Annotated in this window: 24 protein-coding genes; 10 read left to right on the forward strand and 14 right to left on the reverse strand. The window is 57.1% G+C overall.

The window, feature by feature from the left end:
• Positions 1-191 precede the first annotated feature (191 nt).
• Both ACEQU8_RS13100 and ACEQU8_RS13105 read left to right on the forward strand, forming a co-directional pair.
• Positions 192-1,331, forward strand: a complete 1,140-nt coding sequence (locus ACEQU8_RS13100) for a cytochrome D1 domain-containing protein (RefSeq protein ID WP_370264192.1) — start codon at positions 192-194, stop codon at positions 1,329-1,331.
• A gap of 102 nt (positions 1,332-1,433) precedes the next feature.
• Positions 1,434-1,859 (forward strand): hypothetical protein, encoded by a 426-nt coding sequence (locus ACEQU8_RS13105; protein WP_370264194.1) that lies wholly within the window; start codon positions 1,434-1,436, stop codon positions 1,857-1,859.
• Here ACEQU8_RS13105 and ACEQU8_RS13110 read toward each other — a convergent pair.
• From ACEQU8_RS13110 to ACEQU8_RS13120, 3 genes are all read right to left on the reverse strand, one after another.
• A complete protein-coding gene (locus tag ACEQU8_RS13110) occupies positions 1,856-2,545 on the reverse strand; it encodes a DUF305 domain-containing protein (protein WP_370264195.1) in 690 nt (229 codons plus the stop codon). The two genes, ACEQU8_RS13105 and ACEQU8_RS13110, sit on opposite strands and share 4 nt — an antisense overlap.
• Entirely contained in the window at positions 2,533-4,032 is a 1,500-nt protein-coding gene (locus ACEQU8_RS13115) for an LVIVD repeat-containing protein (protein ID WP_370264196.1), read from the reverse strand. The genes ACEQU8_RS13110 and ACEQU8_RS13115 overlap by 13 nt, the downstream gene beginning before the upstream one ends.
• 169 nt (positions 4,033-4,201) lie before the next feature.
• Complete coding sequence (locus ACEQU8_RS13120) at positions 4,202-5,371, reverse strand: alkane 1-monooxygenase (RefSeq protein WP_370264197.1); 1,170 nt, start codon at positions 5,369-5,371, stop codon at positions 4,202-4,204.
• Positions 5,372-5,488: 117 nt separating this feature from the next.
• On the opposite strand from ACEQU8_RS13120, the gene ACEQU8_RS13125 reads away from it, so the two are divergent.
• The 7 genes from ACEQU8_RS13125 (at position 5,489) to ACEQU8_RS13155 (ending at position 13,973) form a co-directional block, all read left to right on the forward strand.
• The gene (locus tag ACEQU8_RS13125) at positions 5,489-6,523 is read left to right on the forward strand and encodes a helix-turn-helix domain-containing protein (protein ID WP_370264199.1); all 1,035 of its coding nucleotides are present in this window, start codon (positions 5,489-5,491) and stop codon (positions 6,521-6,523) included.
• 109 nt (positions 6,524-6,632) lie between these two features.
• Entirely contained in the window at positions 6,633-10,022 is a 3,390-nt protein-coding gene (locus tag ACEQU8_RS13130; protein ID WP_370264200.1) for an ATP-binding protein, read from the forward strand.
• Positions 10,023-10,131: 109 nt separating this feature from the next.
• The gene (rpoH, locus tag ACEQU8_RS13135) at positions 10,132-11,061 is read left to right on the forward strand and encodes an RNA polymerase sigma factor RpoH (protein WP_370264201.1); all 930 of its coding nucleotides are present in this window, start codon (positions 10,132-10,134) and stop codon (positions 11,059-11,061) included.
• A 79-nt stretch (positions 11,062-11,140) separates the two neighbouring features.
• On the forward strand, positions 11,141-11,818 hold the full coding sequence (locus tag ACEQU8_RS13140) for a glutathione S-transferase (protein WP_370264202.1): 678 nt from the start codon (positions 11,141-11,143) through the stop codon (positions 11,816-11,818).
• Between the two features lie 5 nt (positions 11,819-11,823).
• On the forward strand, positions 11,824-12,603 hold the full coding sequence (locus ACEQU8_RS13145) for a hypothetical protein (protein WP_370264204.1): 780 nt from the start codon (positions 11,824-11,826) through the stop codon (positions 12,601-12,603).
• On the forward strand, positions 12,590-13,171 hold the full coding sequence (locus ACEQU8_RS13150) for a hypothetical protein (RefSeq protein WP_370264205.1): 582 nt from the start codon (positions 12,590-12,592) through the stop codon (positions 13,169-13,171). The genes ACEQU8_RS13145 and ACEQU8_RS13150 overlap by 14 nt, the downstream gene beginning before the upstream one ends.
• A gap of 136 nt (positions 13,172-13,307) precedes the next feature.
• Positions 13,308-13,973 carry a hypothetical protein gene (locus tag ACEQU8_RS13155; RefSeq protein WP_370264206.1) on the forward strand — a complete coding sequence of 222 codons (666 nt, stop codon included), beginning with the start codon at positions 13,308-13,310 and terminating at the stop codon, positions 13,971-13,973.
• A 4-nt stretch (positions 13,974-13,977) separates the two neighbouring features.
• Here the strand turns inward: ACEQU8_RS13155 and ACEQU8_RS13160 are convergent, their stop codons facing one another.
• From ACEQU8_RS13160 to ACEQU8_RS13180, 5 genes are read right to left on the reverse strand one after another with little or no spacing between them, the layout of a single operon-like run.
• On the reverse strand, positions 13,978-14,595 hold the full coding sequence (locus ACEQU8_RS13160) for an SCO family protein (RefSeq protein ID WP_370264222.1): 618 nt from the start codon (positions 14,593-14,595) through the stop codon (positions 13,978-13,980).
• Positions 14,596-14,603: 8 nt separating this feature from the next.
• Positions 14,604-15,506, reverse strand: coding sequence for a heme o synthase (cyoE, locus tag ACEQU8_RS13165; protein WP_370264208.1), 903 nt, complete (start codon positions 15,504-15,506; stop codon positions 14,604-14,606).
• An 8-nt stretch (positions 15,507-15,514) separates the two neighbouring features.
• Entirely contained in the window at positions 15,515-16,543 is a 1,029-nt protein-coding gene (locus ACEQU8_RS13170) for a heme A synthase (protein WP_370264209.1), read from the reverse strand.
• Positions 16,544-16,548: 5 nt separating this feature from the next.
• Entirely contained in the window at positions 16,549-17,184 is a 636-nt protein-coding gene (locus ACEQU8_RS13175; protein ID WP_370264210.1) for an SCO family protein, read from the reverse strand.
• Entirely contained in the window at positions 17,181-18,017 is an 837-nt protein-coding gene (locus tag ACEQU8_RS13180) for an SURF1 family protein (protein WP_370264212.1), read from the reverse strand. Before ACEQU8_RS13180 ends, ACEQU8_RS13175 begins: the two co-directional genes overlap by 4 nt.
• A gap of 53 nt (positions 18,018-18,070) precedes the next feature.
• Between ACEQU8_RS13180 and ACEQU8_RS13185 the strand changes: the two genes are divergently transcribed.
• Positions 18,071-18,271 (forward strand): twin transmembrane helix small protein, encoded by a 201-nt coding sequence (locus ACEQU8_RS13185; RefSeq protein ID WP_370264213.1) that lies wholly within the window; start codon positions 18,071-18,073, stop codon positions 18,269-18,271.
• Between the two features lie 80 nt (positions 18,272-18,351).
• Here ACEQU8_RS13185 and ACEQU8_RS13190 read toward each other — a convergent pair whose 3' ends face one another.
• From ACEQU8_RS13190 to coxB, 6 genes are all read right to left on the reverse strand, one after another.
• The gene (locus tag ACEQU8_RS13190) at positions 18,352-19,206 is read right to left on the reverse strand and encodes a cytochrome c oxidase subunit 3 (RefSeq protein ID WP_370264214.1); all 855 of its coding nucleotides are present in this window, start codon (positions 19,204-19,206) and stop codon (positions 18,352-18,354) included.
• Between the two features lie 61 nt (positions 19,207-19,267).
• Positions 19,268-19,465, reverse strand: coding sequence for a DUF2970 domain-containing protein (locus tag ACEQU8_RS13195; RefSeq protein ID WP_370264215.1), 198 nt, complete (start codon positions 19,463-19,465; stop codon positions 19,268-19,270).
• Positions 19,462-20,034 carry a cytochrome c oxidase assembly protein gene (locus tag ACEQU8_RS13200; protein ID WP_370264217.1) on the reverse strand — a complete coding sequence of 191 codons (573 nt, stop codon included), beginning with the start codon at positions 20,032-20,034 and terminating at the stop codon, positions 19,462-19,464. The genes ACEQU8_RS13195 and ACEQU8_RS13200 overlap by 4 nt, the downstream gene beginning before the upstream one ends.
• An 18-nt stretch (positions 20,035-20,052) precedes the next feature.
• The gene (locus ACEQU8_RS13205; protein WP_370264218.1) at positions 20,053-20,190 is read right to left on the reverse strand and encodes a cytochrome oxidase small assembly protein; all 138 of its coding nucleotides are present in this window, start codon (positions 20,188-20,190) and stop codon (positions 20,053-20,055) included.
• 127 nt (positions 20,191-20,317) lie between these two features.
• The gene (ctaD, locus tag ACEQU8_RS13210; protein ID WP_370264219.1) at positions 20,318-21,922 is read right to left on the reverse strand and encodes a cytochrome c oxidase subunit I; all 1,605 of its coding nucleotides are present in this window, start codon (positions 21,920-21,922) and stop codon (positions 20,318-20,320) included.
• Positions 21,923-21,940: 18 nt separating this feature from the next.
• Positions 21,941-23,008: a cytochrome c oxidase subunit II gene (gene coxB / locus ACEQU8_RS13215; protein ID WP_370264223.1), complete on the reverse strand. Its 1,068-nt coding sequence runs from the start codon at positions 23,006-23,008 to the stop codon at positions 21,941-21,943.
• Positions 23,009-23,022 lie beyond the last annotated feature (14 nt).

Here is a 23,022-nt window from a genome sequence, read left to right on the forward strand (position 1 = left end):
ACTTCAGAGTTTAGTGAACCCCAAGCGTCACAAAGGTTCAAAAAATACATTGAAAGGCGCGCAAATCAGCGATTGGAGGGATTTGCCAAGATGACCTGTCACAATGACGGTTCATATTTCAGGAAGTTTTCCCGAGACAACATGGGCACACCGGGTTTACTTTTAGAATAAAAATTGCAGGAGATTGTGAAATGACTTCAATGCGCTGGGCGTGCTCCGCCACCATGCTGGCCTTGGCCGTTGGGCTGGGCGCCTGTTCAAAACAAAACGACGTGGTGGCACCCGAAGCAAGCGCCCCCGCCGAGACCACCCAGGAAACCAGCGCTCAGGCCACCAGCCCCGGCGTGTTTTATGTAACCCACCAAAACGGCCCCGTAACGGTGTATTCGCTGGCCGATTACAGCAAGGTGGGCGAGATCAATGTGGGCGAAGGTGGCCGTGGCGTGGGCTTGAGCGAAGACGGCAAGCTGCTGGTGGTGGCCGTGAAAGAAACCAAAGACCTCGCCATTATTGACACCGCCACGCGCGAGGTGGTGCGCCGGGTGCCCGTGGGCATTAACCCAGAGTTTGTGAGGGTGTTGGGCAACCGGGCCTTTGTGGCCTACGAGCCCGCCTCCAAGGGCGGCCCCCCGCCCAAACCGGGCTCTGCTGAAGCCAAGGCCATTGAAAAAGAGCGCGAGGAAGGCGATGAGCTGCCAGCGCAGGTGGCCATCATCGACCTTGCCACGGGTGAAAAAGTGAAAGAAATCACCGCCGGGTTTGAGACCGAAGGCATCGAATTCTCTGGCAACGGCGAGCACATCATTGTGACCAACGAGGCCGATGAAAACGTGTCGGTGCACAGCATTCAAACCGGCGAAAAAATCAAGCAGATCGACACCCGCGAGTATGGCATTCGCCCACGGGGAATCAAGCGTTCGCCCGATGGTGAACGCTTTGTGGTCACGCTGGAATATGGCAACAAACTGCTGATTCTGGACAAAGACTACAACGTGATTCGCGAGGCGCCCACAGGCGAGGTGCCCTATGGGGTCACTTACACGCGCGACGGATCAGAAATTGTGGTGGCCTTGGCCCGAGGCAAAATGATCCAGGTGTTTGATGCTCAAACCCTGATGCTTAAACGCGAGATGCCCGTGGGCGAGCGTTGCTGGCACTTCAGCTTTACACCCGATGACACACAGCTGATTGTGGCCTGCGGCCGCAGCAACAATGTGCTGGTGTTGAACTACGCCACGGGCGAACTGGTGAAAGAAATCCCCGAAGGCCACATGCCCTGGGGCGTGGTGGTGGCTCCCAAATCCGTGGGCTCGCTGGACATGCCCATGTAAACCCAATTCAAGGGTTTGTATTCCCTCAGCCCTGCAGGGCCGTTAAAAGCAAAACTATTCCAGTTGCCGAACACAGGCAACACCACCCTGCAGGAGTTCAGCATGAGACATGTTGTTGCACCCAACGATTGCCTTGAATCCATTCAAAACGCCTGGGCAGAGGCGCTTCGCGAGCCACACGGGCAAAAGCGCATGGCCTTGTTGGGCCATTTGGCAGAAACCACAGAAGCACTTGCACACCAACACCCGCAAGACGCCAAAGTGCATGTTTGGCTGGGCATTGTGCTCTCGGGCTATGCGCGCCAACTGGGTGGATTGTGCGCCTTGCAATTGCTGGAACGCGCCCGGCAGGCACTTGAAACCGCATTAAACCTAAACCCCAAGGATGGTCTGGCCCACTTGTATTTGGGGCTGTTGTACGAAAAAGCCCCCGAGGCCCCATTTGGGTTTGGCGACGAAAAAAAGGCCAAGCTGTTGCTGCAAAAGGGTTTGGCCTTAACGCGAAGCACGCAAGCCAGAGCCGCTTAAGACCCTGGCCCAGCCGCCTGCAACCAGCGTCGCATCTGCAAAATTTCTTGGCTTTGCGTTTGCAGCACGTGCTTGGCCATGTGCCGAATAAAGCTGGTGGTGGCCGCGCGGGCGGGCAAGGTCGACATTTGCACCGCCCCTTCGTGATGTTCAATCATCAGTTTTAAAAACTCTTGCTCACGTTGAGGCAGAGGTATTTCAAGACGCCCCAGCTTTTTAACGCTGGCAGAATCCACCAACCCGGCCATGCCCAATGGGCTGGCTTCACAGCGCGCCAGGTAAAGGGTTTCGTTCACATTCAATTGGTCGCGCTGCCGCTTCATCCAGCCCATGAGGTCGCCATCCGGAGGCAGCCCAGCCTCTTCCTGGCCCGCCAACCACCCGCGAATATTCTCGATCTCCAGTGCCTGAGCCTGCCGAATCCGCTTGGCCAAGCCTTGCACTGGTGAAGGCTCACTGCCTTCCACCTCTTCCAGAATCAGGCTTGCCATCACCAAAGCCTGTTGGTGATGCACCAGCATGCTTTGGGCATAGCCAAGGTCGATGTCCAGGCTTGGCTGGGCTGGAGGTGGTTCAGCGGGTTTCACCCACTGGGGCAGGAAGGTGGCCATGCCCCAGCCCAGCCCCAAACCCAAGGCAAAGCACAACAAAGGAATGGCCCAAAGCCTGGGGTTTAACGGGGCCATACTGCCGGGTCAATTTTTACCACCTGGAAACCGGCGCACTGGGAGGTGAACCAGATCTCGTTTTTGTCAAGCACAAAGCGGGGCTGTGAAGAGGTCCAATCTGCCCCAAAACAGTTGCCTGTCACGTTAAAAGTGGAGCCACCCTTTTGTCCTGGTCGCATCGCGGGGTTGAAGTAGGCAATTTCCCGCACGGCATTGGGTTTGGAAATATCAAACACCCGCAGCCCCGAATTGAAATAGCCGCAGGCCAGCACCTTGGCGTCTTCCGGGTTGTCCACCTGGCAGTAGTGGCTGTCGTAGCCAAACAAAGCCAGGCCAGCGGTGTCTTGCGAGGCTTCGGGGCAATTCTCGGGTTGGTTGATTTCAAGCGTCAGCTTGGACAACAACTTGATGTTGTTCACATCGCTGACATCAAAAATGCGGGGGATGCCGAAGGGCAAGCGGTCAGTGCCACAGGTCACAATGCGGCTCGCGGCCGCGTTTACACCGTCTGAGCCCAATTCATCCACGGTGATGAGGTGATCGCGCCCACCAATTTTGACTGGAATGGTGTGCTGTGCCACCGAACCATCGGCCCAATACACCTCGGCCAACAGCCTGGGCGTGGGGTCGGGCAGGCGCTTTGCAATGGGCGTGAAATCGTAAATGGCAAAGCCGTTGGTGTTGTTGCCCTCGTTGCGGGCCGTGCCCGACAACGTGACGTAACCCCGCGTGCCATCCGGGCTGACCGACAAGCCATGCACCCCCACCGGTGGGGTGAACTTGGTAATAAACGCAGGGGCCGAGGGGTTGGACACATCGATGGCGTAGTACTGCCCTTGGTTGAGGTCGCCGCCATAGTAGGTCAGGCCATCGGGCGCCCATTCGCCCTCGTGGCCAATCACCGTGTCATCGGCCAGCGGGCCGCTGTAGAGCAATTGTGGCTGGGTGCAATCGGCTGCAATGCTGTACACATCAAACTCAGGCCCACCGCCCGAGCTGGTGCCATTGACCGCTGCGAGCAAGCCACGCTTCACATTCACTTTCAGCGACTCCCAAGGGTCGAGCATGGAAATGCTGGTCAGCCTGCCCACGTCTTTGGGCTGAGCCGAGTTGCTGACATCCATCACCACCGTGCCCGGCCGTCGCAGGCTGGCCCGTGGCACCGAAGGCGAAGTCACCGCTGTGGCGGCAAAAGCCTGGCCATAGTAGGAGCAGTGTTTGTAAGAGGTATGCATCCAGCTGGTGCCTTCGCCCTCGTATTGCCCCACCAGGTCCATGTTGCAATGGGTGCCCGCAAAACCGGCCAGGCGCTGGGCCAAAGGCACTTGGCCTTGCAAAGCGGTTTCGGGCTGATCGCCCGGGCGACACTGCGCCCTGGGTATGGAGGTTTGAACCACCGCGGGGGGCTGCTCACTGGGCTGCGTGGGCGTGCCCCTTGATGCACTGCTGGAGGGCGCAGAATCGCCCCCGAAACATCCTCCCAGTACAATACTGACTGAAACCATGGTCAATGCTGACCCGGTGTACCACTGTCCCATTGTGTTGTCTCCCTGCCTTGCCGTGTTTTAGTAGGTTTATGTTTTTATTACTTTTTTTGGCAAGCTACGGATTCAAACTGACGGGGTGCTGACACTGCACAGGGTAAGGCCCCGGCGTGACCGGGGCAAAAACGGCTTAGTCTTTCAAGCCATATTGCTCAACCAGCGCCTGGCGTTTGCTGTCTAAGAAGTTGATGTGACTGGCTCGGCCCTGCACGGTTTTTACCAAGCGGGGGTTCATCACCGCAAACCACAGCGCAGGCACATAGGCCAGCAAAAACATGGCAAAGTAGCCCGATGGCAAGCTGGGCACATCGGGGAAGTCACGCAGGCTTTGGAAGCCACGGGCCGGGTTGGCGTGGTGATCGGAATGGCGCTGCAACTGCAACACCACCAAATTGCTCACCAAGTGATTGCTGTTCCAGGAATGGTGGGGCTGGCAACGCTCATACTGGCCATTGGCCAGGCGCTGTCGAAGCAAACCATAATGCTCAATGTAATTGGCCGAGGTCAGTTGAAACGCCCCCCACAAACACACCACCAACAGGGCGGGCACCGCAGCCCAACCCAAGACCGCCAGCAAAGCCCCGTGAACCAACGCCGTGCAAGCAAAGCCCTGCAAAATTTGGTTGCTCCAATGCCAGGCGCTCAAGCCCTTGCGCTCAAGCCGCTCGGCCTCCAGGCGCCAGGCTCGCAGGTAGGCACCAGGCAATTCACGCAGCGCAAAGCGGTAAATGTTCTCACCCATTTTGGAGCTGGCGGGGTCTTCAGGCGTGGCCACATCGCGGTGGTGCCCACGGTTGTGTTCAATCGAAAAATGACCATACGCGCCCAGCGACTGTGTCCAAAGCGCCAACCATTGGTCGAGCTTGCGCTTTTTGTGGCCCAACTCGTGGCTGGCATTCAGGCCAAAGCCCAGCATGCTGCCGGTGGTCACAGCCACGGCCAGCCAATACACGGGGTGCAAGCTGTGGGTGGCCAAAAACCAAATGTTGAATACAAAGCAGGCGGTTAACACGGGCACCATGGCGTAAATGGTCCAGCGGTAATAACGGTCGGCCTCCAATTGGGGCACGGCAGACTCTGGCGGGTTTTGGCGGTCAGCGCCAAACAGGTAGTCCAGCACGGGCAAACCCACATAAAACAGGGCCAAAAATATCCATAGCCAGGTGGTGTTGCCAGTGGCCATGTACAACAATGGGCCAGCAGGTGCGGCCACAGGGGCAATCACCGACAACAGCCACAGGTATTTTTTGCTGTCGCGGTAGGCCACGGGTTGGTTGACCGGGGGCAGGCAGGCACTCATGGGGGTCTCCTTGTGATTTTTTTTCAGAATAGAAAAAAAACAGGTGCAAGACCACGCCATCTTGTGGCATAAATTCGTCATTTACTGACAAACCTTTGCCCTGAGCAAACATTGCCCATGCCCCCTGTCCCTTGGCTCACCCAGGCAGCGCTTCACCCCGTGTACCCGCGTTTGCTGTGTGCAGAGCTGGAACGCCAGGGGCACTCGCGCCAGGCCATTTTCGAAGGCCTTACGCTGAGCTGGGAAACCCTGCACCTTGGTAACCAATTTGTATCGGCCAACGACATGCGCGCCCTCGCCCTGCGAGGCATGCAATTAACCCAGTGCCCCTGGCTTGGGCTGGAAGTGGGCTTTAAAACCCAAGCGGCCGCCCATGGCGTGTTGGGTGCCGCCATGATGGCCAGCCCCAACCTGGCCCATGCAGTGGTGCTGCTGAAGCAGTTCGCAAGACTGCGACAAAACCTGGCTGACATTGTGATTGACACCGGCGAACTACACACCATTGAACTGGTGCCGCACACCCCACTGGGCGACATGGCCGAGTACCTGTATGGGCAATTGGTGGCTGGGCTGCTGCAACTGTTTAGCACCCTGACTGGACGAGAACTACAAGCCCACCTGCAAGTGCAATGGCCTTTTGCGCGCCCCCCCTGGCACACGCAATACCAGCGCGTGGCGGCAAGCAACGAATTTGATGCGCCCACGCTGCGGGTGAGCATACAGGCTGACATTGCCCAGGCCCCAAGCCTGGCTGCCGACCCCAGCGCACTGGCCATGCACCTTCGCGAATGCGAACTGGCCCTGCACCGCGTGTGCGCCGGGGAGACCTTGCGTGACCGGGTTCGGGTGCTACTCGAAAATTCACCGCAGGGCCTTGGCCAAACCTTGAACGAAGTGGCTCAGCAATTGCACCTTACACCGCGCACCTTGATGCGAAAGTTGGCCGCTGAGCACACCAGCTTCCAGGCCATCGCCGATGAACTTCGCAGGCAGAAAGCGCAGTGGTTGCTGGCCAACACCGACACCCCGGTGGACCAAGTGGCCCTGGCCGTGGGTTTTCAAGACCCATCCAATTTTAGCCGCAGCTTTAAGCGCTGGTGCGCCCAAACTCCAAAAACTTATCGCCAGCAACACCGACCAGGCCAGCCATGACCTGCCCCACAAACGCGGGGCTTGTTCAACAATTGTTAACTAAAAGCACAGCCGGTTTTTTAAATCTATTCTTTCAATTCCCAACCTCAAAAAGGTGTACCGTAGCCGGATGATACCCAATGCCCTTCGAAGAAAATTTTCTTTTCTGTCTTTGGCGGCCTTGTCTGGCTTGGCCATTGCCGGCCTCGCTTTTACGTTGGTGTGGCACCACAAACAAGAGGGCTATGCGCTGCTCAAAAACAATGCCGCCAACACGGCAGAAATCACGGCCGCGCGAATTGAATCGTCGCTCAATGACATCAACACCCTGCTGAGTATTTTGGCGCAGCGCTACCGCGACTACCCCAGCAAATCGCAAGACACGCTGTACAACCTGGAAAGCCAGATACGCCGCGAGCTGCCCTTTTACCAAGTGGCCCTTCGAATTGTGGTAGCCAACGCCAAGGGGGAGCAGCTGTTAAACACGGGCAAGGCGCGGGATGAGCAGCAAAACCTGCCCAACCTGATCGACCGCAAGTTTTACCAGCGCGCCATTGCCGGCGAACGCGGCTTGATGTACGAAGGCCCGGTACCCGCCAAACTGGATGCCACCTGGTCCATCATCATGGCGCGGCCCATGGTGGGTAGCCAGGGTGATTTTCAGGGCATGGTGATTGCCATACTGCCCACCGAGCGGCTGGGCATGGGCTTTGAGATGGCTGAGCTGGGCGAGAACGGGGTAATCAACCTTCGCACCGACGATTTGTCACAGGTGGTGCGCTACCCACCCGCCCAAGGCGATGCCTTAGGCGTAGGCAATAAAAAAGTACCCACCAAAGTTACAGAGCTGTTGGGCAACTCACCCGACCAACACCAGCTTGTTTTTGAAGCCGCCTCGCAACTGGACGGCATTGAACGGCTCTACGTATATCAAAAGCTGTCGACTTCACCCTTTTGGCTCTCGGTGGGCTTGAGCATGCAGCCGTTTGAAGCGGGCTGGCGGCAAACTGGTGCACTGGTGCTGGCCTTAAGCGGCACGGTGATGGGCCTGCTGCTGTGGGGTGCGCGCAAGCTGGACCACTACAGCATGGGGCTTGAACAGCAAGTTGAAGAGCGCACCAAACGCTTGTCAGAAAGCGAAGCAAGGCACCGGGAATTGGCGCAACTGGCGGAGCGATCAGGCCAACGGCTTTTTAAGGCCACCCGCGCCGCGTCGCTTGGGGTTTGGATTTGGGACCTGCGCGACAACACCCTTATTTGGGATGAGCGAATGTTTGAACTCTATGGCATTCCACATCTGGCTACGTCGCAAGCAGTGGATTACGGCATGTGGGCTAGCAGGGTTCACCCAAACGACCTAGAAATGGCTGAAAGCCGTGTGAAAAACCTCCTCGAGAACAAAGGTCTATATGACCCGGAGTTCCGTATCATTTTACCCGACGGCAGCATTCGCTACATTCAGGCCAACGCTTTTCTTGAACGAGACGAGCTTGGAGCTGCAACCCACGTTGTGGGTCTGAACCAGGACGTTACCTTGCTAAGGCAATCCCAAGTCGACCTAAAAGAGGCTCAACGAATCGCCAAGGTCGGCAGTTGGCGCTTCGACATCAACAAGCAACACGTGGAATGGTCAGAAGAGCTTTACCGAATGTTTGGCGCCGACCCAAAAGGACCTGCACTGAACCTTGAACAACAAGCCGCCATTTTTACCCCAGAGAGCTGGCAACGATTGGAGCCCGCCATTGCAAGCGCCGTAGAAGATGGCACCCCATATGAAATTGAACTGCAATTTACCCGCAGTGATGGCTCCATGGGTTGGATGCTGGCACGTGGGGAGCGAGTGCTAGACGCCAATGGGCAACCGGTGTACCTAAGGGGCACAGCAAGCGACATCACAACACTAAAACATCAGGAAAAACTGCTACAAGAAGCCCGCATGGCCGCTGAGGCGGCCAACCATGCGAAGAGCAATTTTTTGTCCATCATGAGCCATGAAATTCGCACCCCGTTGAATGCCATCATCGGCACCAGCTATTTGCTGGGCTTGGATGGCTTGACCGACACACAACGCAGTGATGTGGCCACCATCAACGCCTCCAGCAAAAACTTGCTGGCACTGATCAACGACGTGCTTGATTTTTCAAAAATTGAAGCCGGGGAGCTTGAACTGGAACAGCGCCCATTCCAACTGCAAGAAACCTTGCTGGACCTGCGCGCCATGTTCACAACGCTGGCTCTGCAGAAAGGTCTGACATTGCGTATCGCCGATGCGCCTGAGCAAACGCCACCCGTCTTAAATGGCGACAGCAACCGGTTAAAGCAAATCCTGATCAACCTGCTCAACAACGCCATCAAATTCACCGATGAAGGCGAGGTGAACCTGCGCATCAGCGAATACGCACCGGCCTCCCCAAGCACGGTCTACCTGCGATTTGAAGTGAGCGACACCGGCATTGGCATACCGCAGACCGCACAGGCCAAACTCTTTACACCATTCATGCAGGCCGAAGCGTCCACCAGCCGAAAATACGGCGGCACAGGCTTGGGCCTGTCGATCGTTAAACGCCTGGCTGAACTGATCGGTGGCGCTGTGTTTGTGCAAAGCACGCCGGGCCAAGGCACCCAATTCACCGTAGACTTGCCCTTTGCCACACACCATGGCGCCATACAACATGCGCCCTCTGCCTTGCGAATCGAACCCAGCGCCTTGGGCAACACCACGCAGACCTTGAAACAAGTGCATGTGATGGTGGTGGACGACAGCGAGATCAACCTGGCCATTACCAAACGAATCCTGGAATGCGAAGGCGCCACCGTGACCTTGTGCAATGGCGGCCACCAGGCCCTGAAAAAACTGGCCCAACACCCGGATGTAGACGCCATCCTGATGGACCTGCAAATGCCCGAAATGGACGGCTGCGAAACCACCCTGCAAATTCGAAAACGCCTATCGGCGGATGTGCCCATATTGGCCCTCACCGCAGGGGCCACCACCACAGAAAAAGACCGCGCCCTGGCCAGCGGCATGAATGGCTTTTTGACCAAACCCGTGGACCCACCCGCTTTAATCCAGGCCCTGCGCGGGCAAGTGGATCTACACCCGCAAAACCCCCCAGAACACAACTCTGCCATGAACACCACCGAACCTGCCAACGACCCATGGCCCAAGCTGCCGGGCATCGATTTGGACCACGCCAAAAACATCACCCTGGGCGACGCCAACTTCTTTGTTGAACTGTTGAATGAGTTTTTTGAAGAAAACGCATCCTGCTTAAGCCAGCTTGAAGCCATGCTGGGCAAACAAGCGTGGGACGAGGCAGCACGCGTGGCCCATCACATTGCCGGGCAAGCCGGCAACCTGGGAGCCACCGCCCTGTACCAAGCCGCCAAAGCCATGGAACTGGGCTGCAAACAGAAGGCCGTCGGCCTTGAACCCTTGTTGCTTGAGCTGCAACGCGCGTACACCGAACTGAGCGGCGGGCTGGCGCTGGCATCCAAGTACAGGCTTGGAACCCCCTAAATGTGGAACCATTCCACCCCTTAGCACTCTAAGGCGAAGAGTGCTAAACTAACGTGTTGAAAGGCTGCCCAACCGGGGGCCAAAGGCGCATTTTGCGGAGTTTTCGAAAATGACCACCACTGCATTGGCATTGACCAACCCAGCCGCCAGCAGCCGCGCTGTGGCGCTGCGCGACCCTTGGGCCCTCGTGGCAAGTGGGCCCCTGGGCAATCTGGATGCATACATTTCTGCCACACATCAAATTCCCATGCTCACCCCCGAGGAAGAGCAGGAGCTTGGCGAACGCCTGCAGCGTGAAAACGACCTGGAGGCTGCCCGTCGCCTGGTGCTTAGCCACCTGCGGCTGGTGGTGGCCGTGGCCCGCCAATACCTGGGCTATGGCCTACCCCACGCCGACCTCATTCAAGAAGGCAATATTGGCCTGATGAAAGCTGTGAAGCGCTTTGACCCCAGCCGGGGCGTGCGTTTGGTCAGCTTTGCCCTGCACTGGATCAAGGCTGAAATTCACGAATACATCATTCGCAACTGGCGCATGGTGAAAATGATCACCACCAAAGCGCACCGCAAGCTGTTTTTTAACCTCAACAGCTTTAAAAAGTACGGCCAAACCCTCTCGCAAGACCAAATTGCGGAAGTGGCAGCCGAGCTCAACGTGCGCCCGGAAGACGTGGCCGACATGGAGCGCCGCATGGCCGGCAACGAGTTCAGCCTGGACCCCGTGATCGACGTCGACGGCGAAGAAACCCTGCACAACCCTGTGCGCTACCTGGCCGCCGACGGAGCCGAGCCCACCGAGGTGCTGGAAGCTGCAGGCCAAGAGCGCTTGCACAGCGAGGGCCTGGACCTGGCCCTGGCCAGCTTGGACGAGCGCAGCCAACGCATCATTTCCAGCCGCTGGCTGGCCGGCGAGCAGGCCAAAACCCTGCACGACCTGGCCGCTGAACTGGGTGTGTCGGCCGAGCGGGTTCGCCAAATTGAAGTGGCCGCCATGAAAAAAATGCGCACCGCACTCCTGAAATACGAGCACGGCGAAGCGTAACCACCGTCATCATTTAAACCCAAAACTAACCTACACTAAGGGCTTGCCAACACAAGCCCTTTTTTATTGCGCCAGCACCATGATCACACTGCACCACTTGGAACACTCCCGCTCGCAACGCATCATTTGGCTTCTGGAAGAGCTTGGCCTGCCCTACACCGTGAAGCACTACAAGCGCGACGCCAAAACCTACCTGGCCCCGCCCGAGCTGTTTAAAATCCACCCGCTGGGCAAAAGCCCGGTGATCACCGACGGCGACATCACCGTGGCCGAAAGCGGTGCCATCGTGGAGTACCTCATCGACAAGGCCGGGGGCAAGCTGCGCCCCCAGGCAGGCACACAAGCCCACCGCGATTACACCTACTGGCTGCATTTTGCAGAGGGCAGCGCCATGCCATTTTTGGTGATGACCCTGATTTTCAACAAAATTGAAAACGCGCCCCTGCCCTTTTTTGTAAAACCGCTGGTGTTGCCGATTGCACGCGGTATTTCTAAACAGGTCAAAAGCAGCTTCATTAACCCCAACCTGGAGCGGCAGTTCAAATACCTCAACGAGCACTTGGGCAAAAACGCCTGGTTCTGTGGCGATCAGCTCACTGGCGCCGACATCATGATGATCTTCCCCCTGGAAGCTGCAGCCAGCCGAGCCGAAGCCATCAAAAGCATGCCCAACATTGCGGCCTATGTTAAAAAGGTGCATGCCCTGCCTGCCTACAAAAAGGCACTTGAAGTGGGCGGCCCCTACGATTACGCTTAAAACCAATGACGCAGAACAACACCACACTGGCCCAGCAAGCCACCATTAGCAGCGCCACCCAAGGCGTGCAGGTGGTTCGCGAGGGGTTTTTCATGCCAGCACAGGCAGGCATGCAACTGTTACCCGGCGACCGCGTGGTGGCCGAAACAGGTGCGCGCGCCGTGATCGAATTCACCGGCGTGAACGATGCCATGGTGATCGAAAACGGCTCGGCCGCCACCCTGCACATGGAAGTGGTTGAACCCGACCAACCCCCGCAATGGATTGCCGGCGACCTGTTTGGCCAAGGTGTGTATTTCGACAGCAACGCCCCCGAACGCCACGCAGGCGAGTCAGGCGATTCGCCCAGCTTGTTTGGTCTGTTTGGCCCGACCGGCTCATCGGGTGGTGAAGGCAGCTTTCCTCTGGCCGAGGCGGCAGTGGGCCTTTTGGCTGTGGGCGCCATTGCTGGCGACTACAACAGCAACGACACCGCCAGCAGCACGGGCAATGCCCAAGGCAGCGAAAACCCACCTCCCCCAGATGGCAGCGGTAACGGCGGCAATGACGGCGGCAACAATGGCGGAAATGACGGCAACGGAAGCGGCGGCGACAGCGGGGGCAACAGCTCCGCCTTGGCCCCTGTGCTGGAAGCATTGCCCGCGCCAGTGGCCGACGCCGTGGATGGTTTGGCGACCACACTCGCCCCAGCCGATGGAGGTTTGCTGAGCGCCATTGGCACTGCGGCCAGCCCGCAAAACAGCGGCCCATGGTTGAGTAGCAGCAACACCGATGGCTTGGTTTAACACTTCCAGACCCATGGGTTTTAAAAACAAACTTGGGCGTGCTTTTTTGATGGCGAGTATCGCCGTGGCCGGGGCGCTTGGCAACCTTACACCCCTTGCCGCTGAGCCCTTGCGCCTTCCTGCACTGCAAGCCCAAGACCTCAACGAGAAAAACTACACCTTGCCCCAAGACCTTCCAGCCCCATACACAGTGGTGCTGGTGGCCTTTAAGCGTGAGCAGCAAGCCTTGGTGGACACCTGGATAGAGGGCCTGAATTTAAAAGCCCCAACAACGCCCTACCACTGGATCGAGCTGCCCGTGCTGGAAGACTACGGCGCTTGGTTCAAATGGTTTGTGGACAACGGCATGCGCCGCGGTATCAAAGGCGAGTTCAACCGTGAAAAAGTCATCACCGTATACACTGACAAAGCCGCGTTTCGCCAAGCCACAGGCATACCCAACGAAGACACCATCCATGTGCTGGTGATCACCCCCACCGGCCAGATCGTGGCCCGCACCGAGGGCTCATTCAGCCCACAAAAGGCCGAATCTTTAAGCGACTACACCAAAAACAGCAAAGTTCAGTAAAAAACACCGGGCGATTCCGTTGTGCACAACGGAATACGGATTGCGCATAGAACTATGCACAAGGTGATCAAAGGCCGTTAATCCCTACACTAAACCGGGACTGCCATCACCATGACTGCACAAAGAATCCGCCCAAATGAGCGACGCACTGCCCCTCAGCTTGTACAAAACCCAGCCAACCCGGGCACACCACGCCGCAGCCACCCACACTCTGCATGCGGCAGGCCCTGTGCGTGCATTCACGGCCCCGAGCGAACTGGGCCAAGCCAGTGGGCCCAGCGCACTTGGGGCACTGCTGCACTACCATGGCATCGGCTGGCACCACCTGCCCCGCAGACCCAACGGGGAGCCCGAAAACACGCCCTACCTACAGCAAATCATGACCTGGAGCCATGCACCTGACTGGCCCACCCCACAATTGGACACAGCGCCCCAAACCCTGGTGTCTGCCCTGGGCCGAGCCGGCCTGGTGGCCCACTGGTACCAGGCCAACCCGGCATGCCAAGACCCTGCGCTTTACTTCAACTTGCTGGAGGGGGAATTAACCCAGGGCCGCCCGGTATTGCTGCTTACACGGGACATCAGCACGCCAGGCAAAGTGGAAAACCATGCCTTGCACTGGCAGGTGGCCTGGAAGCTCAGCACAGAGCAGGTTTACCTGGTGCCGCACCACGTGCCCCTTGGCAGCGCATCAAGCGCCTGGTCGGTAGACCGAAGTACCTTGGCCCAGGCAGCTTACCTTGGCGAGCACGAGGCTGGTTTCAACGTCATCACGGTGGAGCGCCCAGCTCTTCCGATATGACGGTTTACTTACCATCCAGAATTTGCGCCACATCGCGGACCACCGGGGCAGCGTCTGCGTTGTGGCGAATCAGCAAACGCGGGCGCCCTTGCTGGTCAAACACGTAACTGGCACTGGTGTGGTCCATCAAATACTGGCCGGGGCGGTCGGTTTCTACCTTGGCGGCGTACACTTTTAAGCCGCTTAACAAAGGCTTGAGGTCCTCTGGCTTTTCAGCGGTGAGTGCATCGAAGGTGGGGTTGAATTTGGGCACGTAGTTGCGCAACAGCTCTGGGGTGTCGCGCTCGGGGTCTACGCTCACAAACAACACTTGGAGCTTGTTGCCTTTGTCGCCCAACTGGGCTTTGACCTCAGACCATTGTTGCATGGTGATGGGGCACACATCGGGGCAATGCGTGTAGCCAAAAAAAATAGCCACCACCTTGCCTTTGTAGCTCTCGATGGTGCGCACTGTGCCTGACAGATCTTTTAACTCAAAATCGGCTTTTAAACTGGAGCCTGTGATGTCGGTATTCACAAATTTGGCCGGGCCCATATTGCATGCGCCAAGGGCGAACATGGCCAACAAAGGAGCGGCACACTTGGCCACCCGCATCATGAAAATTTCACAAGACTTCAACAACATCAGGGCTACACCACAAGGTAATGGTCCACCAACAAGGCGGCAAACAACAAAGCCAAATAAGCAATTGAATAGGCAAATGCTTTTTTGGCCAACGCATCGCTAAAGTTTTTCCAGATGCGGTAACCATAGCCAATAAAAATGGCGTTGAGCACCACAGCGCAGGCAAGGTACAACACCCCACTCATCTTGATGGCAAACGGAATCAAGGTGGTGGCGGCCAGCATGACGGTGTACAAAAACACATGGAACTGGGTAAACGCTGCCCCATGGGTGACTGGCAACATCGGCAGGCCCGCGCGCGCGTATTCTTGCGTGCGGTACAGGGCCAGCGCCCAAAAGTGAGGGGGCGTCCACACAAAAATAATCAGGAACAGCACCAAGGCCTCTGCCGACACGCTATTGGTCACCGCGGCCCAACCCAACACGGGGGGCATGGCGCCCGACGCACCACCAATCACAATGTTTTGCGGCGTGTTGGGTTTAAGAAGCAGGGTGTAAATAATGGCGTAACCCACAAAAGTGGCCAGCGTGAGCCACATGGTGAGCGGGTTTACAAACACATACAACACCCAAACACCCAAACCGCCCACCATGCTTGAAAACACCAGCGTTTGAACGGAATTCAGCTCACCCCGCGGCAGGGGGCGAGCGCGCGTGCGGGCCATTACGGCGTCGATGCGTTGCTCAACCAGACAATTGAATGCCGCCGCTGCACCCGCCACCAACCAAATACCCAAAGTGCCAGCCACCAAGACCTGCGCGCTGGGCAAGGCTGGCGTGGCCAAAAACATGCCGATCACCGCGCAAAACACGATGAGCGCCACCACACGAGGCTTGGTAAGCGTCCAATACTGCCTGGCGATGTGAGAAATTCCGGTCACGGCTTTGGGTTTGGATGCACTGGGCATGTTGGGCCTTATGAAATATTGCGGCGTTCACCCGCCGCACCTGCAACCCGATAGTTTACCAAGATCAGGGTGACCAGCAAAAGTGCCGCGCCCCCATTGTGCGCCACAGCCAACCACAAGGGCAACTGAAACACCACATTGCCAATGCCCATGGCCAACTGCAGCACGAGCGCACCCGCAACGAACAACGCGAGCAACTGGGTACCTGCGTTGCGCCACAGAGCAAAGGCCAAAGCACCAATCACCAGTGTGACCACAATGGCTCCCATGCGGTGAATCATGTGAATGGCGGTGAGGCTGGCCACGTTCAAAATTTCGCCATCGGGGGTTTCGCCAAGGTGGCGAATAATATGGAAGGCGTGGTTAAACTCCATGGTCGGCCAAAAACTGCCTTGGCAGGTGGGGAAGTCGGTGCACACCACGGCTGCGTAGTTGGTGCTCACCCAGCCACCCAGCGCAATTTGGGCCGCCACCACCACCAGGCCCAAGCGGGCCAAAGTGAGCAGCTTTGCACTGGTGGCAGGCGGCGCCACCGTGCGGGCCGGGCTGGTCTGGCGCAACCACAGCCAGGTCAGCATGGCCAAAATGGTCATGCCCCCAATTAAGTGGCCTGTCACAATGGCGGGCTTGAGCAGCATGGTTACGGTCCAGGCCCCAAACGCCCCCTGCAAACACACCGCAAACAACAACCAAGTGGCCAGCGCTGGCGACTGCTTGAGCTCCTCGCGCTTTTTCCAGGCCATCACGGTGATGCCAATAATCAGCAATCCCAAAAAGGTGGCCACATAACGGTGCACCATTTCTTTCCAGGCTTTGGGCATGGAAACCGGCCCGTGCGTGCCGCCCTGCTCAGCCACGGCCTGGGCAATTTGTTCAGACGCCTGGGTGGGCGTTAGCTTGCCATAGCAACCAGGCCAATCGGGACAACCCAAACCCGCGTCGGTCAGGCGCACAAACGCGCCCAGCATGATCAGAAAAAAGGTCAGGACGGTGGTGAATGCAACCAGGCGTTTGTAACTCATACTGCTCTCGCTCAATCTACTTAACCAATATTGGATGCCCACAGCAGGCGGCTGATGTCTTTGCGGAATTTGTCAAACTCCAGCGTGGCGTTGGGCGGGAAACGCATCATGACATGCCCCAAGGGGTCGGCCACAAACACATGGTCGTGCAGACCACCAACTTGCTCGGTACCCTTGCTGCCCACAATGCCGCCCTGCAAAGGCAGCCAGTTGCTGAGTTGCTCTGGCGTGGCCCGCACAAAGTGCACATCAGGAAATTGGCGCAACAACAGCGTTTCCAGAGGGCCATCGTCGGTCACAAACACCACTCGCTCAATGCGCCCCTGCTCCTTGCCTTTGGAGGCGCGCGCCTGGCGCTGGTAGTACAGGGTTTTTTGGCAAAGCTCATCACAGCTGCTTTGAATGGTGCTGATCAACACCCACTTGTTGGCCACCTCGGCCATGGTGAAATCTTCACCGTTGATGTTCTTGAAAACAGCCTGCGATACCGGCACTTGTGGATCCAAAATGGTGCCGTAGTTGTTGGTGCCTTCGGGCTTGTTGAAAAAGTACAGGTAAAACGCCGCCACAATGGGCAGGGCGCAGGTTAAAAACACCGCGACAATGGTCCACTGTCCTTTGCTTAAACCGCGCTTGGTGGGCGCTTGTGCACTCATGACGAACTTCCTCTGAAAAACTCTCGATAAACAAAAAAACCGGTGAGCAACAGCAAGGCCACGGTCATGCTGTACCACTGGAATGCATAACCTCGGTGCTTGGCCACTTGCTCGGGTAGCTCGGCCGCCACATGGTGGAACCCTGCGAGCGCCTGGACCGGCGGCGTGCCAGCGGCACCGGCGGGGGCCTGAACCAGCACCGGCTGCTGGGTTAAAACATAATTACTCACCGGCAAGCCCACCAATTGCCCAAACAAATCCACATCAAAATTGGACCACACCGACACCCCATTGCTTTGGTGCGTGTGCACCTGCCCCTCAGCGCCCAAGCTCAAGCCTCGCAGCTCTGCGGACTGGGCAAACCTGGGCAACAGCGTGGCCAACAGCACCAGTGGCTCACCGTGGCCGGCTGGGTCCACCTCTTGCCCAGGCATGGGCGGCGCCTCACGCGGCCGTGCTGGGCTTCGCAGCAACAAGCCGCGATCTACCGGCACCACGTGATCGGCACCCTTGGGCTGAAAAGCCTGCACCACTTGAACTGCGGGGCGCGCATTCACCTGCCGATTGTCGATGTATACCAGCGCGCCCGGAATAAATCGACCCTCCAAGCTCACTTTTCGGTAGGACAAATTGTCCAAGTCGACGGTGGGCTGCTGGGGGGTGATGGGTGCAGCTTCCAGCGCAGCCACTTGGCGGTTGTGCAGCGCTTGCTTTTGTTCAGCCCGCCCGCTTTGCCATTGGCCCAAATTGAAGGTGATCAGCGCCATGCCCACACCGAACAACACGGCAAACACCAGCCGGCGCATGGCAGGCGCACGCGGGGGCCTAAGCATGACATACTTCCCACAGTGCACGGTGCACTGGTTTGGTTTTAAAGGTGGTCCCCATGAAGTTGATTATTGGCCTGGCGTTTTTGGTGATTTTGGCCAGCCTTGCTTCGGCGTTTTTCTTTTTGATGAAAGACAAAAGCAAGTCAAGTCGCACCGTCAACGCGCTTACTGTGCGCATTGGCATGTCGATTGCCCTTTTTGTACTCATACTAATTTCGTACTCCATGGGTTGGATTGAAGCCACAGGCATCCGCTAAGCCTTTAAGCAACCCAAGCCAAAAAAAAGCCACCGGTGTTGTGCCAGTGGCTTTTTGTTTTACTGCTTGTGAACAATGGCTTACAGCCAGTACACCACCACGTAGAGACCCAACCACACCACGTCAACGAAGTGCCAGTACCAAGCGGCTGCTTCGAAGGCGAAGTGGTTTTGCGGCGTGAAATGCCCCTTGATGCAGCGGATCATGATGAAGAACAGCATGATTGCACCAATGGTCACGTGGAAGCCGTGGAACCCGGTCAACATGAAGAAGGTTGAACCAAAAATCCCAGACTTCAGCGTCAGGTTAAGGTCACGGTAAGCGTGGATGTATTCGTAGGCCTGGAAGCCCATAAAAATGGCGCCCAACAACACGGTGAGGAACAAACCCAACACCAACTTGCCACGCTGGTTGGCAATCAGCGCATGGTGCGCCCAGGTCAGCGTAAGGCCTGAAGTGAGCAACAGGGCCGTGTTGATGGTTGGAATGGGCCATGGACCAATGGTTTGGAACGACTCTACGGTACCAGCGGGACCGGTATTGGGCCAGTTGGCAGCGAAATCGGGCCACAGGAAGGCCTTGTTGTCGAGGTCGCCCAACCATGGCAAGGCAATTTGGCGTGCGTAAAACAACGCGCCAAAAAAGGCTGCGAAGAACATGACTTCGGAGAAAATAAACCAGCCCATGGACCAGCGGAAAGACACGTCCACACGGTCGCTGTACATGCCACCCTCAGACTCGCCCACCACGTGCTTGAACCAACCAAACAGCACATAAAACAGAATGGCCAAACTGAGAGCAAACGAGGCCGCGCCCCAGCTGCCGCCGTTGACCCAGTTGGTCATGCCGGCTACAAAAAAGAACATGGCCAGTGCGCCCAAAATGGGCCACTGGGACAAGCCCGGCACAAAGTAATATGGTGCATTCGCACGCATGGTGGTTTCTCCTATTCCTAGAGTTTAATTTTGCTTCAGTACTGCATTGGCTTGCCCAGGCTTACTGCACCGAGCTGACCACGATATTCACCAACACAAGCAAGCCCACCACAAACAGGGCTGCTGCACCTATGCCCACCACAATCACGTGAATGGGGTTCAACTTTTGCATGTCTTCGGTGTGCGCCTTGCTTTTGCGCACGCCAAAAAACGACCACAACACCGCCGACAGGGTTTGCAAAAATGTCGACTTGTTCACTGCCCCGCCATGGCCGTGGCCCCGGCGACTTCAAAAAATGTATAACTCAGGGTGATGGTGTGAACATCCTTGGGCAATTCTGGATTGATCACAAACACCACCGGAAACTCTTTTTGTTCACCAGCCTTGAAAGGCTGCTGCTTAAAACAAAAACACTCCAACTTGGTGAAGTGTGCAGCCGCCTTGCTGGGCAGGTAGCTGGGTATGGCTTGACCTGCAGTGTCGTTCGGCAGGTTGTTGTACACCACGTAGTTCATGGTCACCAATTCGCCCGGGTGCACCATCATGCGGTTGGTTTCAGGTTTGAACTGAAACTTGCCGCGCTCATTGGCATCGAAAATAACCTCGATGGACCGGCTGGTGTCCACCTGGGTGTTCTTAACGATTTCGGCCGCATTTCGTGTTTGGGGCGTGAGCACATTGATGCCCGTGATTTCGCAAATGGCCTTGTAGATGGGCACCAAAGCGTAACCAAACCCAAACATGGCCACAACAATCACCAACAAGCGCACCAGCATTTGCCGATGCAAACCCAGAGACTTTGTGTTGGACTGCTGACCTTGCGACATACGCACCACCTGTACTACTTAGTTCACCAAATTCAGAATACTGGGCTCCATGACCTTGCGAATCACGATACCCAGAAAAAACACCACCACAACCGACAACAGAATGAGGCCGGTGCGCTTGTTTTGTTTGGACTTTTCTTTGTCTTCCTGGCTCAAAGCGCTTTCCTTTGCTGCGTGTTTCAAAACTGCTGGCTTTCAACATTCGTTGTGCAAAGCAGCCTGGCATTCAAGCCACTTTGCACAACGCAAGGCGCTTGGCCTTGCGTTGCAACCCGTTTGTGAATTACTTCACAGTGGGTGGGTTTTCAAAGGTGTGGAATGGTGCGGGTGAGGGCACGGTCCACTCCAGGCCTTCAGCGCCTTCCCATGGCTTAGCGGGCGCGGGCTCGCCCTGCTGCAGCCACCAGGCCTTCAGCACACACCACAGGAAGATCAACTGCGACAAACCAAACCAGAAGGCACCAATGGTGGCGATGGCGTGGAAGTCGGTGAACTGTGTGGCGTAGTCGGCATAACGACGTGGCATGCCGGCCAAGCCCAGGAAGTGCATGGGGAAGAAGGTGATGTTAAAGCTGATCAGGCTGGACCAGAAGTGCAGCTTGCCCAGTTTCTCGCTGTACATGCGGCCAGACCACTTGGGCAACCAGTAATAGGTGCCAGCAAACAGCGCAAACAGAGAACCAGCCACCAGCACGTAGTGGAAGTGGGCCACCACGTAGTAGGTGTCTTGCAGCTGAATGTCCACTGGGGCCACCGCCAGGATAAGGCCGGTGAAGCCACCCATGGTGAACACGAAGATGAAGCCCACAGCAAACAGCATGGGGGTCTCACAGGTCATGGAGCCGCGCCACATGGTGGCCAGCCAGTTAAACACCTTCACGCCGGTGGGCACCGCAATCAACATGGTGGCGTACATGAAGAACAACTGGCCTGTGACGGGCATGCCGGTTGTGAACATGTGGTGCGCCCACACGATGAAGGACAGAATCGCAATCGACGCTGTGGCGTACACCATGGAGCTGTAACCAAACAGGGTTTTGCGGGCAAAGGTGGGCACAATGTGGCTGATGATGCCGAAGGCCGGCAAAATCATGATGTACACCTCGGGGTGACCGAAGAACCAGAAAATGTGCTGGTACATCACGGGGTCGCCACCGCCTGCCGCGTTGAAGAAGGAGGTGCCGAAGTGACGGTCGGTGAGCACCATGGTGATGGCGCCAGCCAACACGGGCATCACAGCGATCAACAGGTAAGCGGTGATCAACCAGGTCCAGGCAAACATCGGCATCTTCATCAGGGTCATGCCAGGAGCGCGCATGTTCAGGATGGTGGTGATGATGTTAATGGAGCCCATGATGGAGGAGGCACCCAGAATGTGCATCGCAAAAATGGCGGCGTCCATGCCGGGGCCCATTTGCACTGACAACGGTGCGTACAGGGTCCAGCCGGCAGCGGTTGCACCACCGGGCATGAAGAACGACGCGGTCAGAATGATGGCGGCGGGCACCATCAGCCAGAAGCTGAAGTTGTTCATGCGGGCAAAGGCCATGTCGGAACAGCCAATTTGCAAGGGAATCATCCAGTTGGCAAAGCCCACAAAAGCAGGCATCACCGCCCCAAACACCATGATCAAACCGTGCATGGTGGTGAGCTGGTTGAAGAACTCGGGCTGCACCAGCTGCAAGCCGGGCGAGAACAGCTCGGCGCGCAGCATGAGGGCCAGAACACCCCCCTCCAGCAGCATGACGAACGAGAAAATCAGGTACAGGGTACCAATGTCTTTGTGGTTGGTTGCGAACAACCAGCGACGCCAACCATGCGGGTGGTCGTGCGCGTGGTCGTGGTCATGGCCGTGTCCATGGGCCAAATCTGCCGCGGTAGTGCTCATACAAATCTCCTAAGCAAATTAACGTGCAGCTGTGATAGCGCTAGGCTGCACAACCGGGTCTGTGCCTTGACCGGCATTGGCCCAGGCGTTACGTGTGTAGGTAATAACGGAAGCGATTTCAACGTCGCTCAATTGCTTCCAGGCTGGCATGCCAGCACCCTTGCCATTCAACAGAATGGCAATTTGACCGGCTTGGGGACCAAGCACGGAGGGCGCTTTCACCAAAGCCGGAAATGCGCCGGGAATGCCTTCGCCGCTGGCCTGGTGACAGGCCGCACAGTTGCTGTTGTACACCTGCTCGCCACGGGCCACCAGGTCAGCCTGGGTCCATTCTTTGGTGGGGTCGTCTTGCTTGGACTTCATTTCGTCAAGCTTGGCTTGCACCCACTTGGTGTAGGCCTCTTCAGACACCACCTCAACCACGATGGGCATGTAGGCGTGGTCCTTGCCACACAGTTCGGCACACTGGCCACGGTAGATGCCTTCTTTTTCGGCCTTGAACCATGTGTCACGAACAAAACCGGGGATGGCATCCTGCTTCACGCCGAAGGCGGGGATCATCCAGGCGTGGATCACGTCGTTGGCCGTAGTCACCACACGCACCTTTTTATTGACAGGGACCACCACGTGGTTGTCCACTTCCATGAGGTAGTTTTCGCCGCGGGCAACAGCCTGGCCTTGATGATCGTCAATTTGATCACGTGGGGTGGACAGGGTTGACAGGAAGGAAATGCTTTCGCCTTCGCCAGCCAGGTATTCATAACCCCATTTCCACTGGTAGCCGGTGGCCTTGATGGTGAGGTCGGCGTTGGAGGTGTCTTTCATGGCCACCACGGTTTTGGTGGCGGGCAAAGCCATGCCGATCACAATGAGGAAGGGCACCACGGTCCAGGCGATTTCGACTTTTACGCTTTCGTGGAAAGAGGCTGACTTTGCGCCCTTGGATTTGCGATGCGCGTAGATGGAGTAAAACATCACGCCAAACACGGCCACAAAAATGGCCAGACAGATCACCAACATCAGCGTGTGCAAATCGTAGATTTGACGCGCGATTTCGGTAACCGGTTCAGCGAGGTTGTACTGCAGGGGTTGCCCAGAAA

The organism is Limnobacter sp. (assembly GCF_964228395.1).
Classification (GTDB): domain Bacteria; phylum Pseudomonadota; class Gammaproteobacteria; order Burkholderiales; family Burkholderiaceae_B; genus Limnobacter.